Genomic DNA, 16,181 nt, shown 5'->3' with positions numbered 1-16,181 from the left:
CCGCTAATATTATTTGAAATAGTTCTTAATCAACTCCTCAAATACCTCGCCAAAATCTACCAAAATATGGTTTTGATTTATTAGCACCGTTTTGTGGGGATCCCTCAGCGCTTCGGCGGGTTTTTATTTCCAACGCTGCTTAACTGTGGTTTTTTCTTTTATAGGTATTTATACGCATTAAACTTCAAGTTGCCATTTACAACACGCTATGAAACCCGATTTCTCCCCGCTTCGCGGGGAGAAATCACACGCATCTTGAAGTTAGATGGGTATATATGGCTATTGAAGAGTTTAAATGGCTCAAATACAGGATTCGCCCAGCGGTGAATTTAAACACCGAATCATCACTTTCAGATGTGGCTATTTCAGTCAGTTGCATAAATGCACCGAAAAATCTGTTGTAAATATTTCAAGGCATTTATTCTTCCAACTGGAGGAGGGTGATTATTTATTATCTAATCCCAGCCCGCAAACGTTATCGGTAACTTATCTTTTTCCAGTGGATAGCTGTCAATTAAAATTGATACTGAGAAAATCCTATTTCTCGAATGGAGAATATCATGATGATAACGATATTATTTATATAGTTTGTTTGTGTTATTCGCCTTTTAATTAAAAATCATATTTGTTGATAATATCGCCTGTTAATTGCCTCACGAAATCAGAATCGCCACTATCATTTAATGGTTAATTTTTTGTTAAAAATTATAGATAGGATACCTTGATTGTTTGCAAAATATCAATACAATAAAGTGCCGAATTAGATTAACCAAAAAAACGATAGTGACGAATTGACACCGCCTGAAATAAAAAAAATAAATGACACCATTAATCAGAGTTATTGTTAAATGGAATCACTGGTGCCTCTGTGATATCTATTTTGATTCCGTCGTAATTAACTCCATTTCATAGTTATTAGTCGGGAACTGTCCGTATGTATCATGTAAGAGTTGCTTACAACTTTCCTGTTTAATCAGGTCGCTGAGTTCATTTAACCTTCTTTGCAACAATCTCTTAGTTTCTTTTTCATTATCCAAGACAGTTTGCAAAATTTTGGTCAATTGTTGCTGTAATGAAATGGGGGCGTCTGAATTTTCTGATAATGAAGTCACCACTTCGACTGCCTTCAGGTAAGTGATCTCCATATCAATCAGTTCGTCCCACTTTTCATTTCTGGCTAAATCAATCATTTGCTCACTTAAACTAAGGATCTGCTGATAAGCTGACAAAAGATCCGTATCATTTTTCATTAAACAATATCCTGACTGGCGTTGTAATGAGGACCTATTTGCCGCCAAGCATCTGAAATCTCGGTAAGTAAATCAATCACTTCGGTAATAGCCTTCTCATCATTGCGTAAATTGGCATGGAGTAAACGGCGACCCATATAATCATATAAAGCAAAAAGATTTTGGGCAATCTCGCCGCCTTTCTCGAAATCTAATCCCTCTTTGAGACCATTATCAATGATATTAATCGCCTTTGAAATAGCTATCCCTTTTTCTGGAATATTCCCTTGTTGTATCAGAATGATTGCACGACGCAGGGCGCTGAGCGCCCCGTTGAACAATATCTGAATCAACTGATAGGGAGAGGCATTCATAATTTCGCTCTCAAGATCTACCTGAGCATATAACTGGCTTGCCGAACGTTGATACATTAGTGTCCTTTTATTATCTTAAAAGTTGGGCCAGGGATAAACCTGCCTGATTCATTGACGTGGTCAGTTTATCCAGCGCGGTAAATTGTTTTTTATAACGTTGCATTGTGGCTTCAATATTTCTATTCGTCTGCTCTGCTTGTTTTTCCAGTGTCTTTAGACTCTTATTGATACCTTCGGTGACTGTTGCGATAGTTCCTTCATGACTATCCAGGGTTTTTTTCAAGAAATTATAGGTTGTGGTTGCAAAACCGGTTTTTTCTCCATCACCCATAAAGAAAGCCTTAACATCGGCGGGTTTCTCCTTGAGTTTCTTTTCCAGTTTTTCATTGCTGATTTCCAGTGTACCATCCAATTTTTGTTTGATGCCCAGTTTATTTAGAGTAGCAATATCAGCAACATTTTGTGCCGCAACGAGCTGGTGTCTTAGCTGGCTTTGAATACCTTTTAACGTACTGTCACCCAGCAAAGGACCATTATCTTTTGACGCCGCCTCACCTTTTCCAACTTGCTTGAATTTGGTCAAAGAACTAAAGGTGTTTTGTAGCTCATTATAGGCATCAACCCACTTTTTAATCGCCTCTTTCATTGGCTCAATATCACGAGAAACCACCAATGTTTCTGGTACTGTTCTTTTTTCAGTTTTGCCGTTGATTTCGACTTCTTTTGTTTCTGAAACCTTTTTCAGATTCAGGATGACGCCTTCTGGTGCATCTTTTATTTCATTAGTCTGGCGTTCAATCTTAATGCCATTGATGGTTAATTTTGCATTGGCAGGCTCCACTACTTGTTTCATTGCACCAGTGCCACTGCCTTTGTCGTTAGACTTATAGTTCAGCCACTCACCTAACTTATCATCACCTTGAACCTCAATCGTCATCACTGATTTTGTGCCGGCTTTTTTCGAAGTCAGGATTAAATAATTTTTATCATCTTCTGCTTTGATGATGCTGGCATTAACGTTGCCTTCTTGTTTATTAATGGCATCGCGGATTTCAATCAGGGATGTTGCACTGTCTTTCAGGGAAATGCGCATGGGTTCTGTTTTTTTCCCATCTGCTTTTTCTTCACCTGGTTGGGTAATAATAAGGGTACGGGTGCCTTTACCTTGTTCTCCTAACGGAGTTTTTACGTCAGGAAAAACTTTAGATTGCAAAGACTGAGCCCTGGCAAGTTGTTGGACTTCAATTTCATAGTTACCCGGGCTAGCCTTAGAGTCTGTACTTGGGGTAAATGTCTTATGTTCTTCACTGGCTTTAGTGGTATTGAGCTTATCGAATTTTTTAAGTTCTTCGGATGCACTCTTTAATTTTTCCAAACTCCCTTTTAATGTACCGAAACCGGTCAGTTTCGCTTTATAGCTGCTTTGTTGCTGTGTTATTGGTTGTAAACGTTTTCTTTCACCTGCTTCGAGCTTATCCAGTAAATTTGGATCTAACCCAGATAAGGCTCCTGCCGAGGAGGAAATGCTAGCCATATTGACTCCTTTTAATAAAAAGCATCACTGGAGATGTTATCGGATTAATTTGCAAAAAGTTTACTGACAAAATGATTTTTTTGATGGACGGAATAATTGGTGAGAACAGGCGCTGTTTGGGTTATCAGGGAAAAGTGAGAAAAAAATAAAAAAGTTTTTTCAAGAAATATTAAAGGTTCTTTTGTAGGGGCCGATAAAACTGTTGGCGGTGATGCACACCGTGAGCAAAAGGCTCAAATTAATTATATCGACTTGATTTTAAAAGGAACTCCACTATGGCATCAGTCATTAATACTAACTACTCATCTCTGCTGGCGCAAAATAACCTGACAAGATCTAAAGGTACTCTGGGTACTGCTATTGAACGTCTGTCTTCTGGTTTACGTATTAACAGCGCGAAGGATGACGCTGCTGGTCAAGCGATCGCTAACCGTTTTACTGCTAACGTTAAAGGTCTGAATCAAGCTGCCCGTAACGCTAACGACGGTATCTCCATTGCTCAGACTACCGAAGGTGCTCTGAACGAAATCAATAACAACCTGCAACGTATCCGTGAACTGGCCGTTCAGTCTAAAAATGGTACAAACTCTAACAGCGACTTGGATTCTCTCCAGAAAGAAGTTAAACAACGTATGGATGAAATCGACCGCGTTTCTAAACAAACTCAGTTCAACGGTGTAAAAGTACTGAGAGAAAACAGTAAAATGACTGTTCAGGTTGGTGCTAACGATGGTGAAACTATCGAAATCGACTTGAAAAAAATTGATAGTAAAGAACTGGGTTTAGAAAATCTACATATTGGCTCCTCTGCGAAAAAAGGTGCGGCTTATACAAAAACTAAAGCTGCAGATGGTAAAACAGATGTAGACGTAAATACTAAACCTCTAATTACAGGCGGTGTGTCTAAAGCAGAAGTATTTAAAGCCAATGATGGTAAGGCAGATATTGAAGGTGAATTTGTAGCAGAAATTACAGAAGGTACTGGTGCGGCTGCTAAAACTAAACTTTACAAAGCAACTGTAGGCACAGATGGTTCAGTTACTCTTGGAGCTGAAATCAAAGGGGAAAAATCTGTTGATCCACTGAAAACTTTAGATTCAGCGCTGTCTAAAGTTGACGATCTGCGCAGTTCTCTGGGTGCAATACAAAACCGTCTGGAATCCACCGTTAACAACCTGAACAACACTGTTAACAACCTGAGCGCTGCTCGCAGCCGTATCGAAGACGCTGACTATGCGGTTGAAGTTTCTAATATGAGCCGTGGCCAGATCCTGCAACAGGCGGGTACTTCTGTTCTGGCACAAGCAAACCAGGTTCCACAAACTGTTATGCAACTGCTGCGTTAATTTTTATTTACCAGTTAGGCAATTATGCAGGGCAACCTGCATAAACAACGCTTATAAAATAAGGATCGGTTCGCCGATCCTTATTTTTTAGTGTTGAGTGAGTGTTTTTAGCAAGATTGTCAAGGACAGCCTGAAACTGATTATGCATTTGGGCGGACAGCAAAAATTTCGCATAGGTGAAAAAGAAGTGCTTTTACTTCATTGTTCCAACGATTGTACCGATTAGGGGATTGGATAATGGTATCCAGTCTCTTATCCAAAGGTGTCTGTTGTTGTGAGCGATTTGTATACCGCCGAAGGCGTGATGGACAAAAATAGCCTCTGGAAGCGCTATGTACCACTAGTTCGCCATGAAGCATTGAGGCTACAGGTCAGGTTGCCTGCCAACGTAGAACTCGATGACTTACTTCAGGCCGGTGGCATAGGCTTACTGAATGCAGTGGAGCGGTTTGATTCCATGCAGGGAACCGCCTTTACCACCTATGCGGTACAGCGCATCAGAGGTGCAATGTTGGATGAGTTGAGGAGCCGTGATTGGGCTCCGCGTAGTGTGCGGCGTAACGCACGTGAAGTCACGCAGACCATCCGTAAACTTGAGCAAGAGTTAGGCCGTCCAGCCAGTGAGCAGGAAGTTGCTAAAGAATTAAAGATTAATCTGATAGAATATCGGCAAATACTGTTAGACACGAATAACAGTCAACTGTTTTCTTATGACGAATGGCACGAAATTCACGGTGAAAGCTGTGAGCCAGTGATTGAGGAGGAGCATGAGGCAAACCCTCTGCAACAATTACTGGAAGGTGATCTTCGTCAGCGGGTTATCGAGGTCATAGAATCGTTACCTGAACGGGAAAAGATGGTTCTTACGTTGTACTATCAGGAAGAACTGAATCTTAAAGAGATCGGCGCGGTGCTTAATGTGGGAGAATCCCGCGTAAGTCAGCTTCACAGCCAGGCAATAAAAAGGTTGAGGGCGCGCTTGAATCCAGAGAAGTAACTTTTTGCTTGTTTGTTTTTTTTGTTAAGACTATACACAGGGCTTTATCTCTTATGTCTATTACAACACAAAAGAAACGGCCTCTTAGCCGTTATATCAAAGATTATAAACACAGCCAGACTCATTGTCTGCACTGTCATAAAACCCTTGACCGTATTTCGCTGGTTTTTAACGGTCAGGTCATCAATAAAGAAGCGATTTCTGAGATGACTGAGTTGGTGGATGACAAAACCTGGAATGAGTTGCAGGGTAAATTCGTGGCGTTGTGCCGCTTTTGTAGTGAGATTTATTGCAATAGCCAGACTGATTATTTCGACATTATGTCATTTAAACAGTATCTGTTTGAGCAAACGGAGATGAGTCACAGTACTGTGCGTGAGTATGTGGTTCGTTTAAGGCGTTTGGATGAATTGCTGACTTCAAGTAATTATCCGACCAGTGAATTTACCACAGAAAAAATTCAGGAAAAACTCAGCGAAAAATTATCCCAATCTGCTTTCAGCAATTACAATATTGCACTGCGTAAATATGAACAATATCTGAGTTGGCAACAGAACGGTCATTGATTAATTATACCGATAGATAATGTTGTCAAATTGAAACGATTTCAGAGGGGAATGCGTAGTAATCGCATTCCCCTCTATGTATTTATAATAAATTAATTTTAATTAACTACCTTAAATTAAGAGACTTGTATACCAATCTAAATTTAAGATGCGTGTGATTTCTCCCCGCAAAGCGGGGAGAAATCAGGTTTCATATCGTGTTATAAATTGCAACTTGAAATTTAATGCGTATAACCATTTAATTTAGCCAATTATTTTAATTACTAAATAAATGCTCCAACAAAAAAATCACGCTACCCGAATGATATTAACCAATTGTCATCAAGCTCGCATTACCGCCTGCTGCTGCCGTATTAACACTTAATGAACGTTCATGCAGTAAGCGCTCTAGCAGCAAATTAGTTTCACCACGGGCAAAACCCTGTACGGAGATAATCGGTCCTTTACGTTGGGCAATCACTTCACATACTCGGCGCAATTGATCGCAATCGCCATGATAAATAACCGCTGCCATCGCTGTTTCTTCATGCTGCCAATCGTTAACCCAATGGATATGCGGATGAATTTCATTCGGTAACTGGCGTTGTAGCCCTTGATGCAGTTCATCTTTCTCCCAAAGAGCCTGACAACCGACAGAGAGTACTGCGGCTAATTGCACCAATGCATCTTGTTCGTTGTCTGCAAGGCAAAGAACATAACCACGTGGTAATAGGGTATAAGTATTACGCTCTCCGGTTGGTCCTGGTAATAAGCGTATTGTTCCACCTTGTGCCAGTGAACTGTATTCCTGAATCACCTGGGCTAATGCTTCATTATTTTGTTCGGTTGCCCAATCTGCCAGTTTGTAGAGAGGCGTGTGCAGATCAACACGGGCTTTGGCATCAAGTTCATACTCTGTATCCTGTCGCTCCAGGGTTTGGCTGGCGGCGTTGAGAGGGCGTTGTGACAGTAAGCGATACAAATACAGTGGCCCACCGGCTTTTGGCCCTGTGCCTGATAAACCTTCGCCACCAAATGGCTGCACGCCAACGACGGCACCAACCATATTGCGGTTGACATAGATGTTGCCGACTTTTGCTTTGCCTGTGACTTGGGAGATGGTTTCATCGATACGAGTGTGGATCCCCAGCGTCAAGCCATAACCCGTAGCGTTGATCTGATCCAGCAGTTTATCCAACTCATTACGTTTAAAACGGACAACATGCAGGACTGGCCCGAAAATTTCTTTTTTTAATTCGTCGAAGCTTTCCAACTCGATAAGCGTTGGTTTGACGAAAGTGCCTTGTGACCACTCCTGGCTATCGGTGGCATTTTCATATGCCGCCTGATAAATCGTCCGACCTTTGCTACGCATGGTTTGGATATGACGTTCGATACCCGCTTTTGCTTCTGCATCAATGACAGGGCCAATATCTGTGAATAAGTGCTCAGTATTACCCATCCGGCATTCAGCCATCGCCCCTTTCAGCATAGCGATAGTCCTTTCAGCGACATCTTCCTGAACGCACAGGATACGCAGGGCTGAACAGCGCTGGCCTGCACTGTCAAAAGCAGAAGCAATGACATCGGTAACAACTTGCTCGGTCAAAGCGGAAGAATCGACGATCATGGCATTCAGACCACCGGTTTCTGCGATTAACGGTGTCGGGCGCCCTTGTGCATCAAGACGGCCAGCAATATTGCGTTGTAACAAGCTGGCAACTGCGGTAGAGCCGGTAAACATCACACCGCGTACACGTTCATCACCAACCAGCAACGCTCCCACCGTTTCCCCTTGTCCGGGCAGTAATTGCAGCACATCGCGAGGAATGCCCGCTTGGTGCAATATTTTTACCGCAACGGCAGCAATAAGTGGCGTTTGCTCTGCGGGTTTTGCCAGAACACTATTACCTGCTGCCAATGCAGCGGCGATTTGGCCGGTGAAAATTGCCAGCGGGAAGTTCCACGGGCTGATACACACAACAGGTCCCAGTGGGCGGTGGGTATCATTAGCGAAATCTTGGCGAACCTGACTCGCGTAATAATGGAGAAAATCTACGGCTTCACGTACTTCGGCAATTGCATTGTTGAATGTTTTACCCGCTTCACGAACCAGAATGCCGAGTAAAGATTGCAGGTCATTTTCCATCAACTCCGCTGCACGCACTAAAATTGCGGCCCGTTCTGAAGGGGGAGTGGCAAACCAAATTGCGCCGGCATCGGTAGCCACATCCAGCGCGTGGCTGACTTCTTGTTCAGTGGCTTCACGAACATAACCCACAATGTCGGAATTTATGGCGGGATTATTCACCGGCTTAGTTGCAGGCAGTTCTCCTGTCGGTTGGTAATCACCACCTAACAAGGGTTCGCTGTTCCACGTTTCCATTGAAGAACTGAGCAGGGCGCTGGAAAGAGAAGCTAAACGATGTTCATTGGAGAGATCTAATCCCAATGAATTAACACGGTTTTTGCCGTATAAATCACGTGGCAGAGGGATTTTGGGATGCGGCAGGCCGATTTGCCCTTCGGTTTGGGCTAATTCCTGTACAATTTTTACCGGATCAGAGACCAGTCCATCAATCGGTAGTGATGTATCAGCAATACGGTTAACAAACGACGTATTAGCCCCATTTTCCAACAAACGGCGCACCAAATAGGCCAGTAGTGTTTCGTGTGTGCCTACAGGGGCGTAAATACGGCATGGACGATTGAGTTTACCTTCTGAGATTTTGCCAACAACATGCTCATAAAGCGGCTCCCCCATGCCATGCAGACATTGGAATTCATATTGTCCCGGATAATAGTTTTGCCCGGCCAGGTGATAAATGGCGGATAAGGTATGTGCGTTATGGGTAGCAAATTGTGGATAGATCAGATTAGGGACAGCGAGCAGTTTGCGGGCACAGGCAAGGTAAGAAACGTCGGTATAGACCTTGCGGGTATAGACCGGATAATCTTCCAGACCATCGATTTGAGCACGTTTAATTTCACTATCCCAATAAGCCCCTTTCACCAGCCGGATCATCAATCTGTGACGACTGCGTTGTGCCAAATCAATAATGCTGTCAATGACGAAAGGACAGCGTTTCTGGTAAGCCTGAATGACAAAACCAATACCGTTCCAGCCTTCCAATTTTGGCTCGAAACACAATTTCTCCAGCAAATCGAGGGAGATTTCCAGACGATCGGCTTCCTCAGCATCAATATTGATACCGATATCGTATTGGCGAGCCTGTAAGGTTAGGGAAAGCAGGCGAGGATAGAGTTCCTCAATAACACGTTCGTATTGAGCACGGCTGTAACGCGGGTGCAGGGCAGAAAGTTTGATGGAAATGCCTGGCCCCTCATAAATACCACGGCCATTTGATGCCTTGCCAATGGCGTGGATCGCTTGCTGATAGGAAACCATATAGGCTTGCGCATCTTCTTCGGTTAATGCGGCTTCGCCGAGCATGTCATAAGAATAACGGAAGCCTTTTTCCTCCAACTTGCGCGCATTAGCAAGAGCTTGGGCAATGGTTTCTCCCGTCACAAATTGCTCACCCATCAGGCGCATCGCCATATCCACACCCTTGCGTACCAGCGGCTCGCCGCTTTTGCTGATAATACGGTTTAAGGATTTGGATAACTTGGCTTCATTATGGGTGGACACCAGCTTACCAGTGAACAACAACCCCCACGTTGCCGCATTGACAAACATGGAGGGGCTTTGGCCTAAATGAGAGTGCCAGTTGCCGTTGCTGATTTTATCGCGGATCAAGGCATCACGGGTGGCTTTGTCGGGGATACGTAACAAGGCTTCGGCGAGGCACATCAATGCCACACCTTCTTGTGAAGAAAGTGAAAACTCTTGCAGTAATCCCTGAACCAAACCTGAGCGGCCAATACCCTGTTTTTGTTGACGCAGCTTTTCGGCAATAGAATAAGCGAGTTTATGAGCTACCTTCGCTTGTTCCTCTGATAGCTGTGCGCGTTGCAGCAGCATAGGAACCGCTTGAGTTTCAGGGAGGCGATAGGCCGCAGTAATTGCAGAACGTTTCACCGATTGGGGCAAAATATGTTCGGCAAAATCCAGAAATGGTTGATAAGGCGCCTCAATCTGTGATTCTACTTCGGAAATCATTTCTTCTTTGTTATCCTGACCTGCTGATATTTCTGGGAGCTTTCCCTCATTTTCCAGACGTTCAAGATAATTAAAAATGGCTTGCTTAATTAGCCAGTGTGGTGTGCGTTCAATTCGTTGTGCTGCGGCTTTGATTCGATTACGCGTTGCTTCATCGAGCTTTACACCCATAGTGGTACTACCCATTTTCACTCCTTAATAGGTAAGACTATAACAAGTTACATAACAATATCTTTCATGTTGCAACTTTGTGCAACTTTGTTAAAAGCAGTTATTCTAAATTTGTGAAATTAATCTTGTTTTCATTATTTTTTCAGAGAAACTTATTATTGATTTTTATGTATGTTATTGATAGTTATTAACTTTATTTTTATCGTGCAAATTTTTGGTATAACCAGTTATTCAATTTCAGGTACAACTTCTGGAGTGATAAATGTGATTTAGCAAACGTTTTTTATAAAAATGCAGTTAATTAGTTGTTAAAAATGTTTTAGCTAAATTAGGATAGAATGTAATTTTAGAATAATTACAAGCATAAATAGTACATATGAAAACTAATGGCGTCTCCAGGTACAACTTGTTACAGCCTGGTAAAGAAGATGAGGTATCACTTAAAGGTACATCAAGCATAGATGACATTATTTACGCAAATAACTCATTTGCAGAGACATAATTTATAAAAACACTATGGAGAAGAACCTGCATGACAGTAAATTCACCAATGCTCATTACCTTCATTATCTATATCGCAGGGATGTTGTTGATAGGTTTTGCGGCTTATCGTTCCACCAAGAATTTTGATGATTACATATTGGGTGGACGGAAATTAGGTAGTGTGGTAACCGCATTATCTGCTGGCGCTTCTGATATGAGTGGCTGGTTATTGATGGGGTTACCGGGGGTGATCTTTTTCTCTGGTATTTCAGAAAGTTGGATCGCGTTGGGTTGTTTGCTGGGTGCATATTTGAACTGGCGTTGGGTAGCGGGCAGATTGCGTGTGCATACTGAGATAAATAATAACGCATTAACTTTACCAGACTATTTTACCCATCGTTTTGAAGACCGAAGTAAAATTCTGCGTATTATTTCCGCCCTGGTTATTCTGATTTTCTTCACCATTTATTGTGCATCGGGGGTTGTAGCTGGTGGATTATTGTTTGAAAACACGTTCGGCATCAGCTACGAAAAGGCTATCTGGCTAGGAGCATTGGCGACAATTGCCTATACCTTCCTCGGCGGCTTTTTGGCTGTGAGCTGGACGGATACAGTTCAGGCAACTTTGATGATTTTTGCCTTGATTTTGGTGCCGGTGTTGATCTTGCTTAAAGTGGGAGGTGTTGATACAGCAATCAATATCATTGAAGCCAAAGATCCGGCTTACTTGGATATGTTCAAGGGGCTGAATATCATTGCCATTATTTCCTTGTTGGGCTGGGGTTTCGGTTATTTTGGCCAACCGCATATTTTGGCACGTTTTATGGCGGCAGATTCCCACCAGACTATTCATAAGGCTCGCCGTATTAGTATGACGTGGATGCTGTTGTGTTTAGGGGGAACCGTGGCAGTGGGTTTCTTTGGCATCGCGTATTTTGAACTATATCCAGGACAGGCTGCTGCTGTATCGCAAAACCGTGAGCGCATTTTTATAGAACTGGCTGCCATTTTGTTCAATCCATGGCTCACGGGTATATTGTTATCTGCTGTATTGGCTGCGGTTATGAGCACCTTAAGTTGTCAGCTATTGGTTTGTTCTAGTGCACTAACGGAAGATCTGTATAAAGCATTTATCCGTACCAAGGCGAGCCAGAAAGAATTGGTATGGGTGGGGCGCATGATGGTACTGCTGGTAGCAGCTATCGCAATTGTCATTGCAACTAACCCGAATAATAAGGTGCTGGCACTGGCGAGTAATGCCTGGGCAGGATTTGGTGCAGCATTTGGCCCTGTGGTGCTGATGTCAGTGCTCTGGAAGCGTATGACTCGTAACGGTGCGCTGGCTGGTATGTTGGTAGGCGCTATCACTGTACTGGTTTGGATGGAGTACCGCTGGTTTTCCCTGTATGAAATTATTCCAGGCTTTATCTTCGCGACGATTGCTATTATTGTGGTGAGCTTACTAGGAAAAGCGCCAAGTCAGGCAACACAACAGCGTTTTGCTGATGCAGAAGCGCATTATAAGACCAAATAGCCCAATAAAATAAAAAAGCCTCTGATTATTCAGGGGCTGATTTGTTGGTCATATATTCAATCCGTCGATTGGGGTTAAATATAATATTTTCGTTCAATGAAGGTACCAATGACTTTATCATGCATTGCAACTGACTTTGAGTAACCCAGTGTTTTTACGGTTTAATCGTTTAATTCGGGTACGGAGAGTGAGATTTTCACGCTCAATACGTTGTGTAAAAGTTTTTCCGATGAGGTGTTTATTTACCGATACATGCTGTAAGCACTGAAATTATCCGTACACCAAAAAACGACATTAAATCGGTATAATTTTTTCCGTAGTTTTGTCCCGATACGCCGATAATCGGTTTCCCTCTTTCTCATGTTTACTGAATTCCCGATGTTTGTAGTACCAGTTCACGGCAAATGTACCGACCGTGCAAATAATACCGATGATGACCGCCCAGTTATTCAATGATAGTGCGCCTAGCATTGCAGTAAATGCGCCCCATCCGTAAGCAGAGGGGCTGGTGTATTTGTCCATACGCATTTGAGGTGCCAGAAAGCCGATTGAGTGAGGAACAGCTTCGTGGGAGTTGGTCAGAAAAAGAGTTTGAAGAGCTGTTTTTGTGTCGTTTGCCACATCCACCTGGTAATCAGGGAGAAGACATAATGGCTAGATCCCCCGCAGAACGCAAAGCAGCCCAACGTCAACGCCAGCAGGAACAAAATAGAATTGCTGTTCGATAATCAGGAACTGGATATGCTGAAACGCAATTGTGCATTGAGAAGACCGGGACGCGATCCCTATGATGTGGTTGAATACCTTACCTTGCTGATCCGCAAAGATGATGCCGAAGTGCAGCAGAAACAGAAGGCGCTGGCAACGCAGCAGCGTGGCAAGTGCGGTGATGCGCTTGCGATTTTTGAATGCTGCTTTTCCGACGATGCCTCATGTTGGGTTACGCTGGGTTGACATGAGGTGAAGTTGTGACATGTCACGAAATAGTGTTCAATACCGTCATTATGTAGCGATATAACGAGATTGAAATATGCATTAAAACCCTCGCCAATGACTGGGCGTCCAATATCGCATAATGCGTCTGACAGCAACTTTTATATATCTAGAATGTATCTGATTGAACGCAAGATCGTGCCATAAGTTGTTTCGAAATAAGACTAATACCCCGTTTGCAGGGGATGCAGGATGATAAGTGAGTGCTGTTAAATGGTAATCATTATCATAATTTAATGATAAATAAGCGCCGTTTTGTTGCAGCATATCATCAAGAAATATAACGTTCACATTGGGATTAATGCTTCTGCGCCACCCGGCTAAATGTCTTCTTTCGGATGTAATAAAAGCATTAACATACGCATTGGATGTAGGTAATTGAGCCATAAAAACTCCTGCAAACTATCATGACATATCCGCTAAGTCGTTTCCGTTTTCGAATAAAAACCCAGTGATATTTTCTCGCATAAAGCCTGCCATTTCCTGTCAAAATCCGCAAGATCAAATGAAGATTTCATACCCCGCAAAGCGCCAGTATCGGCGGGCTTCGAAAGATCCCTTGCAGTGGCAGTCATTCGTTACACACAAACACCTTGGCCGCTTTCTCCACATTCCCAAAGCCGTCTGTATTCTCAGGAATGATCCCCATGATTTGTGGTGGTACACGATGAACCGCCAACATGTCATCACGGCTCACGTTCTTGATATGCAAGAATTCATCTTTCGCCGCGGCTTCGGACAAGGGGATAGTTTGAATGCCGTCTTTCTTGCCGCCTGGGCCATACAAAAACAAATTGCGAAAGTTGCCGGGGCCTTTACTACTTTTCAGGGCTTCACGAATTTTATCCACATCATCGGTTTTCTGTGCAGCATCACTGATATAGAGAATGTACCCCGCGTGCGAGCCATTGAGGTAATATTTACGGCGGAACAGCGTCGAGGCTTCATTCAGCAGAACGGATGGGATCGCTACCTAAAATTATGCTGGAGTACCGCAAGGAATATCGGAAAGTACGCACCAAGAAAGGTTACTCGTATTGTGTTGAATTATCAGCAGAAGCAGAAGAATGGCAGCCGTCTGTACCTGAGCGCCATGGCTTTGAGTCCGCGCGATAAAACTTTTGCATTGAAGTATACACACTATGCACCTATTTAATTATCTGACTGTATTTCAAGGAAAATAACAGGTGTATAGTTATCTTTTAACTGTGCACCAAATATACATACTCTACACCATTTAAAAGGGTGTACAGGTGATACAGTTGATGAATATGGTGTGAACTGCTGCAAACCCAGATGCAGCAAGGTTTTCGAAGGAATGTGCAGAGGGTGAATAGTTGAGAGGGGGAAAAAGATTTACAGGGGGGTATCTCTGATGGGTTAATAAGTTATTGAGCTGATTTGACATTACCAGCAATTTAAAAAATGTAATCCTATGATTTAATTTAAGCATAGAGATTAATCACAAATTCATTGCTGCTTTCGCTCAAACTGGAACAGGTAAATATTTTTGTTGTATTCTGCTTTATTCATTCGGAAGTCAGATCACGGAGACAAGATGTCACACATTATTTACTTGTCACTCAAGGGAAAGAAACAAGGATTAATTTCAGCCGGATGCTCGACACCGGAATCAATAGGCAACCGCTATCATATCAGGCAGGTCGGAAAGATGAAATACAGGTACTGAGTGTCAGTCATTCCGTCAGCCGCAACCAGAACGCACATCATCACCCCGTCAGCTTTACCAAACCCATAGATAAATCCTCACCACTGTTAGCGATGGCAATTGACGGTAACGAATTGCTGGAAGCCATTTTTCTGTGTTACCGAACCAGCTAGTTAGGGCAATTAGAAGTCTTTTATGAAATTAAGCTGACAGGTGCAACCATCGTTGATTTTTCCTGTCATTACCCTCATTCGATAAACAGCAATGATCAGATACCGTATGAAACGGTACAGATTGATTATAAGTCGATTTCATGCAGGCATCTAACCGCAGGCACATCAGGTTATAGCATTACCCAATTATCCGGGCGTGAAGAAGGTAGGCCGCTATTATCTGGATTTTCGAATATCCTACCTATTAAGAAGCCGTTAATTGAAGAAACTCCGGAGAAACCGGCTAAACATCATGCCTGCTACCGTTGTGTTGATGATGAGGGCAATCTTTTAATCGAGCGTAAGTATCGGGTTTGTTTACCGGATGGTCAGATAAAAGAAGGGAAGACTGATAAACAAGGTCTTACTCAATGGCATCTCACTGATGACAAAAATAAACTTGAATTTCATATTTTAAAGGATTAATACCATGCCAACTTATGCCGTTTACACTCAAATTAAATCGAATGTACTTGTTGAAAACTTACTTTATGATTTAATTATTTTTCGTCAGGATGCAAAAGGAAATCATCATATATTATTGGATGTTGAAAAAGCGCAATTACAGAGTAATTATGAAACTCAAAAACATACTACTCAGGAAAAAGATGATGATCTTTCAGTCATGTATATTATGCAAATATAATGGAGAACCAACAATTTCAGGTTTAGATTGGATAACATTAGCGAGCTTAAGAGACTCAGAAAATGCTATTTTTAGCTATAATCAAGTTGAAGCTGAAACAGCTGGAGTTACAATGTGGGGGAAATTAATCGAATGGTTTGAGAAAGCAGGCTATGAGAAAATTTTTGATAATATAAGTGTTTTTTCCCATAGTAATATCAATGAGATAATAACTTTCATATACCGGATCTTAAGAATTAAGCCTTTCAAAACACGCCTCCAATGTTTTGTTTTTACATGATTTTCTTTGCGGTGTTTTGAAAGCATTCCGGCATAAATATTCCCT

General features: G+C 42.5%; 11 protein-coding genes and 5 pseudogenes. 8 read left to right on the top strand and 8 right to left on the bottom strand.

Annotated elements, in window-relative coordinates:
- Positions 1 to 875: 875 nt before the first annotated feature.
- Genes fliT through fliD form a run of 3 tightly spaced genes read right to left on the bottom strand, consistent with a single transcriptional unit; the run spans position 876 to position 3,137 of the window.
- Complete coding sequence (gene fliT / locus IQ211_RS13775) at positions 876 to 1,250, bottom strand: flagella biosynthesis regulatory protein FliT (RefSeq protein ID WP_189760620.1); 375 nt, start codon at positions 1,248 to 1,250, stop codon at positions 876 to 878.
- A complete protein-coding gene (gene fliS / locus IQ211_RS13770; RefSeq protein ID WP_189760621.1) occupies positions 1,250 to 1,660 on the bottom strand; it encodes a flagellar export chaperone FliS in 411 nt (136 codons plus the stop codon). Before fliS ends, fliT begins: the two co-directional genes overlap by 1 nt.
- Before the next feature lie 13 nt (positions 1,661 to 1,673).
- Positions 1,674 to 3,137, bottom strand: a complete 1,464-nt coding sequence (gene fliD, locus IQ211_RS13765) for a flagellar filament capping protein FliD (RefSeq protein ID WP_189760622.1) — start codon at positions 3,135 to 3,137, stop codon at positions 1,674 to 1,676.
- A 275-nt stretch (positions 3,138 to 3,412) separates the two neighbouring features.
- On the opposite strand from fliD, the gene IQ211_RS13760 reads away from it, so the two are divergent.
- From IQ211_RS13760 to fliZ, 3 genes are all read left to right on the top strand, one after another.
- Positions 3,413 to 4,483: a FliC/FljB family flagellin gene (locus IQ211_RS13760; protein ID WP_189760623.1), complete on the top strand. Its 1,071-nt coding sequence runs from the start codon at positions 3,413 to 3,415 to the stop codon at positions 4,481 to 4,483.
- A 274-nt stretch (positions 4,484 to 4,757) separates the two neighbouring features.
- A complete protein-coding gene (locus IQ211_RS13755) occupies positions 4,758 to 5,480 on the top strand; it encodes an RNA polymerase sigma factor FliA (protein WP_099116287.1) in 723 nt (240 codons plus the stop codon).
- 53 nt (positions 5,481 to 5,533) lie between these two features.
- Positions 5,534 to 6,046: a flagella biosynthesis regulatory protein FliZ gene (gene fliZ / locus IQ211_RS13750; RefSeq protein ID WP_189760624.1), complete on the top strand. Its 513-nt coding sequence runs from the start codon at positions 5,534 to 5,536 to the stop codon at positions 6,044 to 6,046.
- Positions 6,047 to 6,353: 307 nt separating this feature from the next.
- Here the strand turns inward: fliZ and putA are convergent, their stop codons facing one another.
- Positions 6,354 to 10,334: a trifunctional transcriptional regulator/proline dehydrogenase/L-glutamate gamma-semialdehyde dehydrogenase gene (putA, locus tag IQ211_RS13745; RefSeq protein WP_189760625.1), complete on the bottom strand. Its 3,981-nt coding sequence runs from the start codon at positions 10,332 to 10,334 to the stop codon at positions 6,354 to 6,356.
- Positions 10,335 to 10,851: 517 nt separating this feature from the next.
- Between putA and putP the strand changes: the two genes are divergently transcribed.
- Positions 10,852 to 12,336: a sodium/proline symporter PutP gene (putP, locus tag IQ211_RS13740; protein WP_189760626.1), complete on the top strand. Its 1,485-nt coding sequence runs from the start codon at positions 10,852 to 10,854 to the stop codon at positions 12,334 to 12,336.
- A 74-nt stretch (positions 12,337 to 12,410) separates the two neighbouring features.
- On the opposite strand, the pseudogene IQ211_RS13735 reads toward putP, so the two are convergent.
- Positions 12,411 to 12,659 (bottom strand): annotated as a pseudogene (locus tag IQ211_RS13735) (IS1 family transposase); the annotation flags it as partial.
- Entirely contained in the window at positions 12,631 to 12,864 is a 234-nt protein-coding gene (locus tag IQ211_RS13730) for a phage holin family protein (protein WP_189760627.1), read from the bottom strand. The pseudogene IQ211_RS13735 and the gene IQ211_RS13730, both read right to left, overlap by 29 nt.
- A 122-nt stretch (positions 12,865 to 12,986) precedes the next feature.
- On the opposite strand from IQ211_RS13730, the pseudogene IQ211_RS13725 reads away from it, so the two are divergent.
- Positions 12,987 to 13,290 (top strand): annotated as a pseudogene (locus IQ211_RS13725) (hypothetical protein).
- Positions 13,291 to 13,371: 81 nt separating this feature from the next.
- Here the strand turns inward: IQ211_RS13725 and IQ211_RS13720 are convergent.
- Both IQ211_RS13720 and IQ211_RS19640 read right to left on the bottom strand, forming a co-directional pair.
- Positions 13,372 to 13,716, bottom strand: coding sequence for a hypothetical protein (locus IQ211_RS13720; RefSeq protein ID WP_189760628.1), 345 nt, complete (start codon positions 13,714 to 13,716; stop codon positions 13,372 to 13,374).
- A gap of 187 nt (positions 13,717 to 13,903) precedes the next feature.
- Positions 13,904 to 14,299, bottom strand: a pseudogene (locus IQ211_RS19640) (phage portal protein); the annotation flags it as partial.
- Here IQ211_RS19640 and IQ211_RS19635 point away from each other — a divergent pair.
- From IQ211_RS19635 to IQ211_RS13705, 3 genes and pseudogenes are all read left to right on the top strand, one after another.
- Positions 14,296 to 14,445: pseudogene (locus IQ211_RS19635) on the top strand (winged helix-turn-helix domain-containing protein); the annotation flags it as partial. The pseudogenes IQ211_RS19640 and IQ211_RS19635 overlap by 4 nt on opposite strands.
- A 442-nt stretch (positions 14,446 to 14,887) precedes the next feature.
- Positions 14,888 to 15,351 (top strand): annotated as a pseudogene (locus IQ211_RS19630) (Hcp family type VI secretion system effector); the annotation flags it as partial.
- A 289-nt stretch (positions 15,352 to 15,640) separates the two neighbouring features.
- The gene (locus IQ211_RS13705; RefSeq protein ID WP_189760630.1) at positions 15,641 to 15,856 is read left to right on the top strand and encodes a hypothetical protein; all 216 of its coding nucleotides are present in this window, start codon (positions 15,641 to 15,643) and stop codon (positions 15,854 to 15,856) included.
- Positions 15,857 to 16,181: the final 325 nt, after the last annotated feature.

Origin of the sequence: Xenorhabdus griffiniae (assembly GCF_015163655.1) — a bacterium.
GTDB lineage: Bacteria > Pseudomonadota > Gammaproteobacteria > Enterobacterales > Enterobacteriaceae > Xenorhabdus > Xenorhabdus griffiniae.
The sequence above is the reverse complement of the archived record's forward strand: the minus strand, read 5'-3'. Positions and strand labels throughout refer to the sequence as shown.

What these genes read in the sequence shown, in the direction of transcription:
- fliT (WP_189760620.1), bottom strand. Translation starts at nt 1,250, where the DNA reads ATGAAAAATGATACGGATCTTTTGTCAGCTTATCAGCAGATCCTTAGT.
- fliS (WP_189760621.1), bottom strand. Translation starts at nt 1,660, where the DNA reads ATGTATCAACGTTCGGCAAGCCAGTTATATGCTCAGGTAGATCTTGAG.
- fliD (WP_189760622.1), bottom strand. Translation starts at nt 3,137, where the DNA reads ATGGCTAGCATTTCCTCCTCGGCAGGAGCCTTATCTGGGTTAGATCCA.
- IQ211_RS13760 (WP_189760623.1), top strand. Translation starts at nt 3,413, where the DNA reads ATGGCATCAGTCATTAATACTAACTACTCATCTCTGCTGGCGCAAAAT.
- fliZ (WP_189760624.1), top strand. Translation starts at nt 5,534, where the DNA reads ATGTCTATTACAACACAAAAGAAACGGCCTCTTAGCCGTTATATCAAA.
- putA (WP_189760625.1), bottom strand. Translation starts at nt 10,334, where the DNA reads ATGGGTAGTACCACTATGGGTGTAAAGCTCGATGAAGCAACGCGTAAT.
- putP (WP_189760626.1), top strand. Translation starts at nt 10,852, where the DNA reads ATGACAGTAAATTCACCAATGCTCATTACCTTCATTATCTATATCGCA.
- IQ211_RS13730 (WP_189760627.1), bottom strand. Translation starts at nt 12,864, where the DNA reads ATGCGTATGGACAAATACACCAGCCCCTCTGCTTACGGATGGGGCGCA.
- IQ211_RS13720 (WP_189760628.1), bottom strand. Translation starts at nt 13,716, where the DNA reads ATGGCTCAATTACCTACATCCAATGCGTATGTTAATGCTTTTATTACA.
- IQ211_RS13705 (WP_189760630.1), top strand. Translation starts at nt 15,641, where the DNA reads ATGCCAACTTATGCCGTTTACACTCAAATTAAATCGAATGTACTTGTT.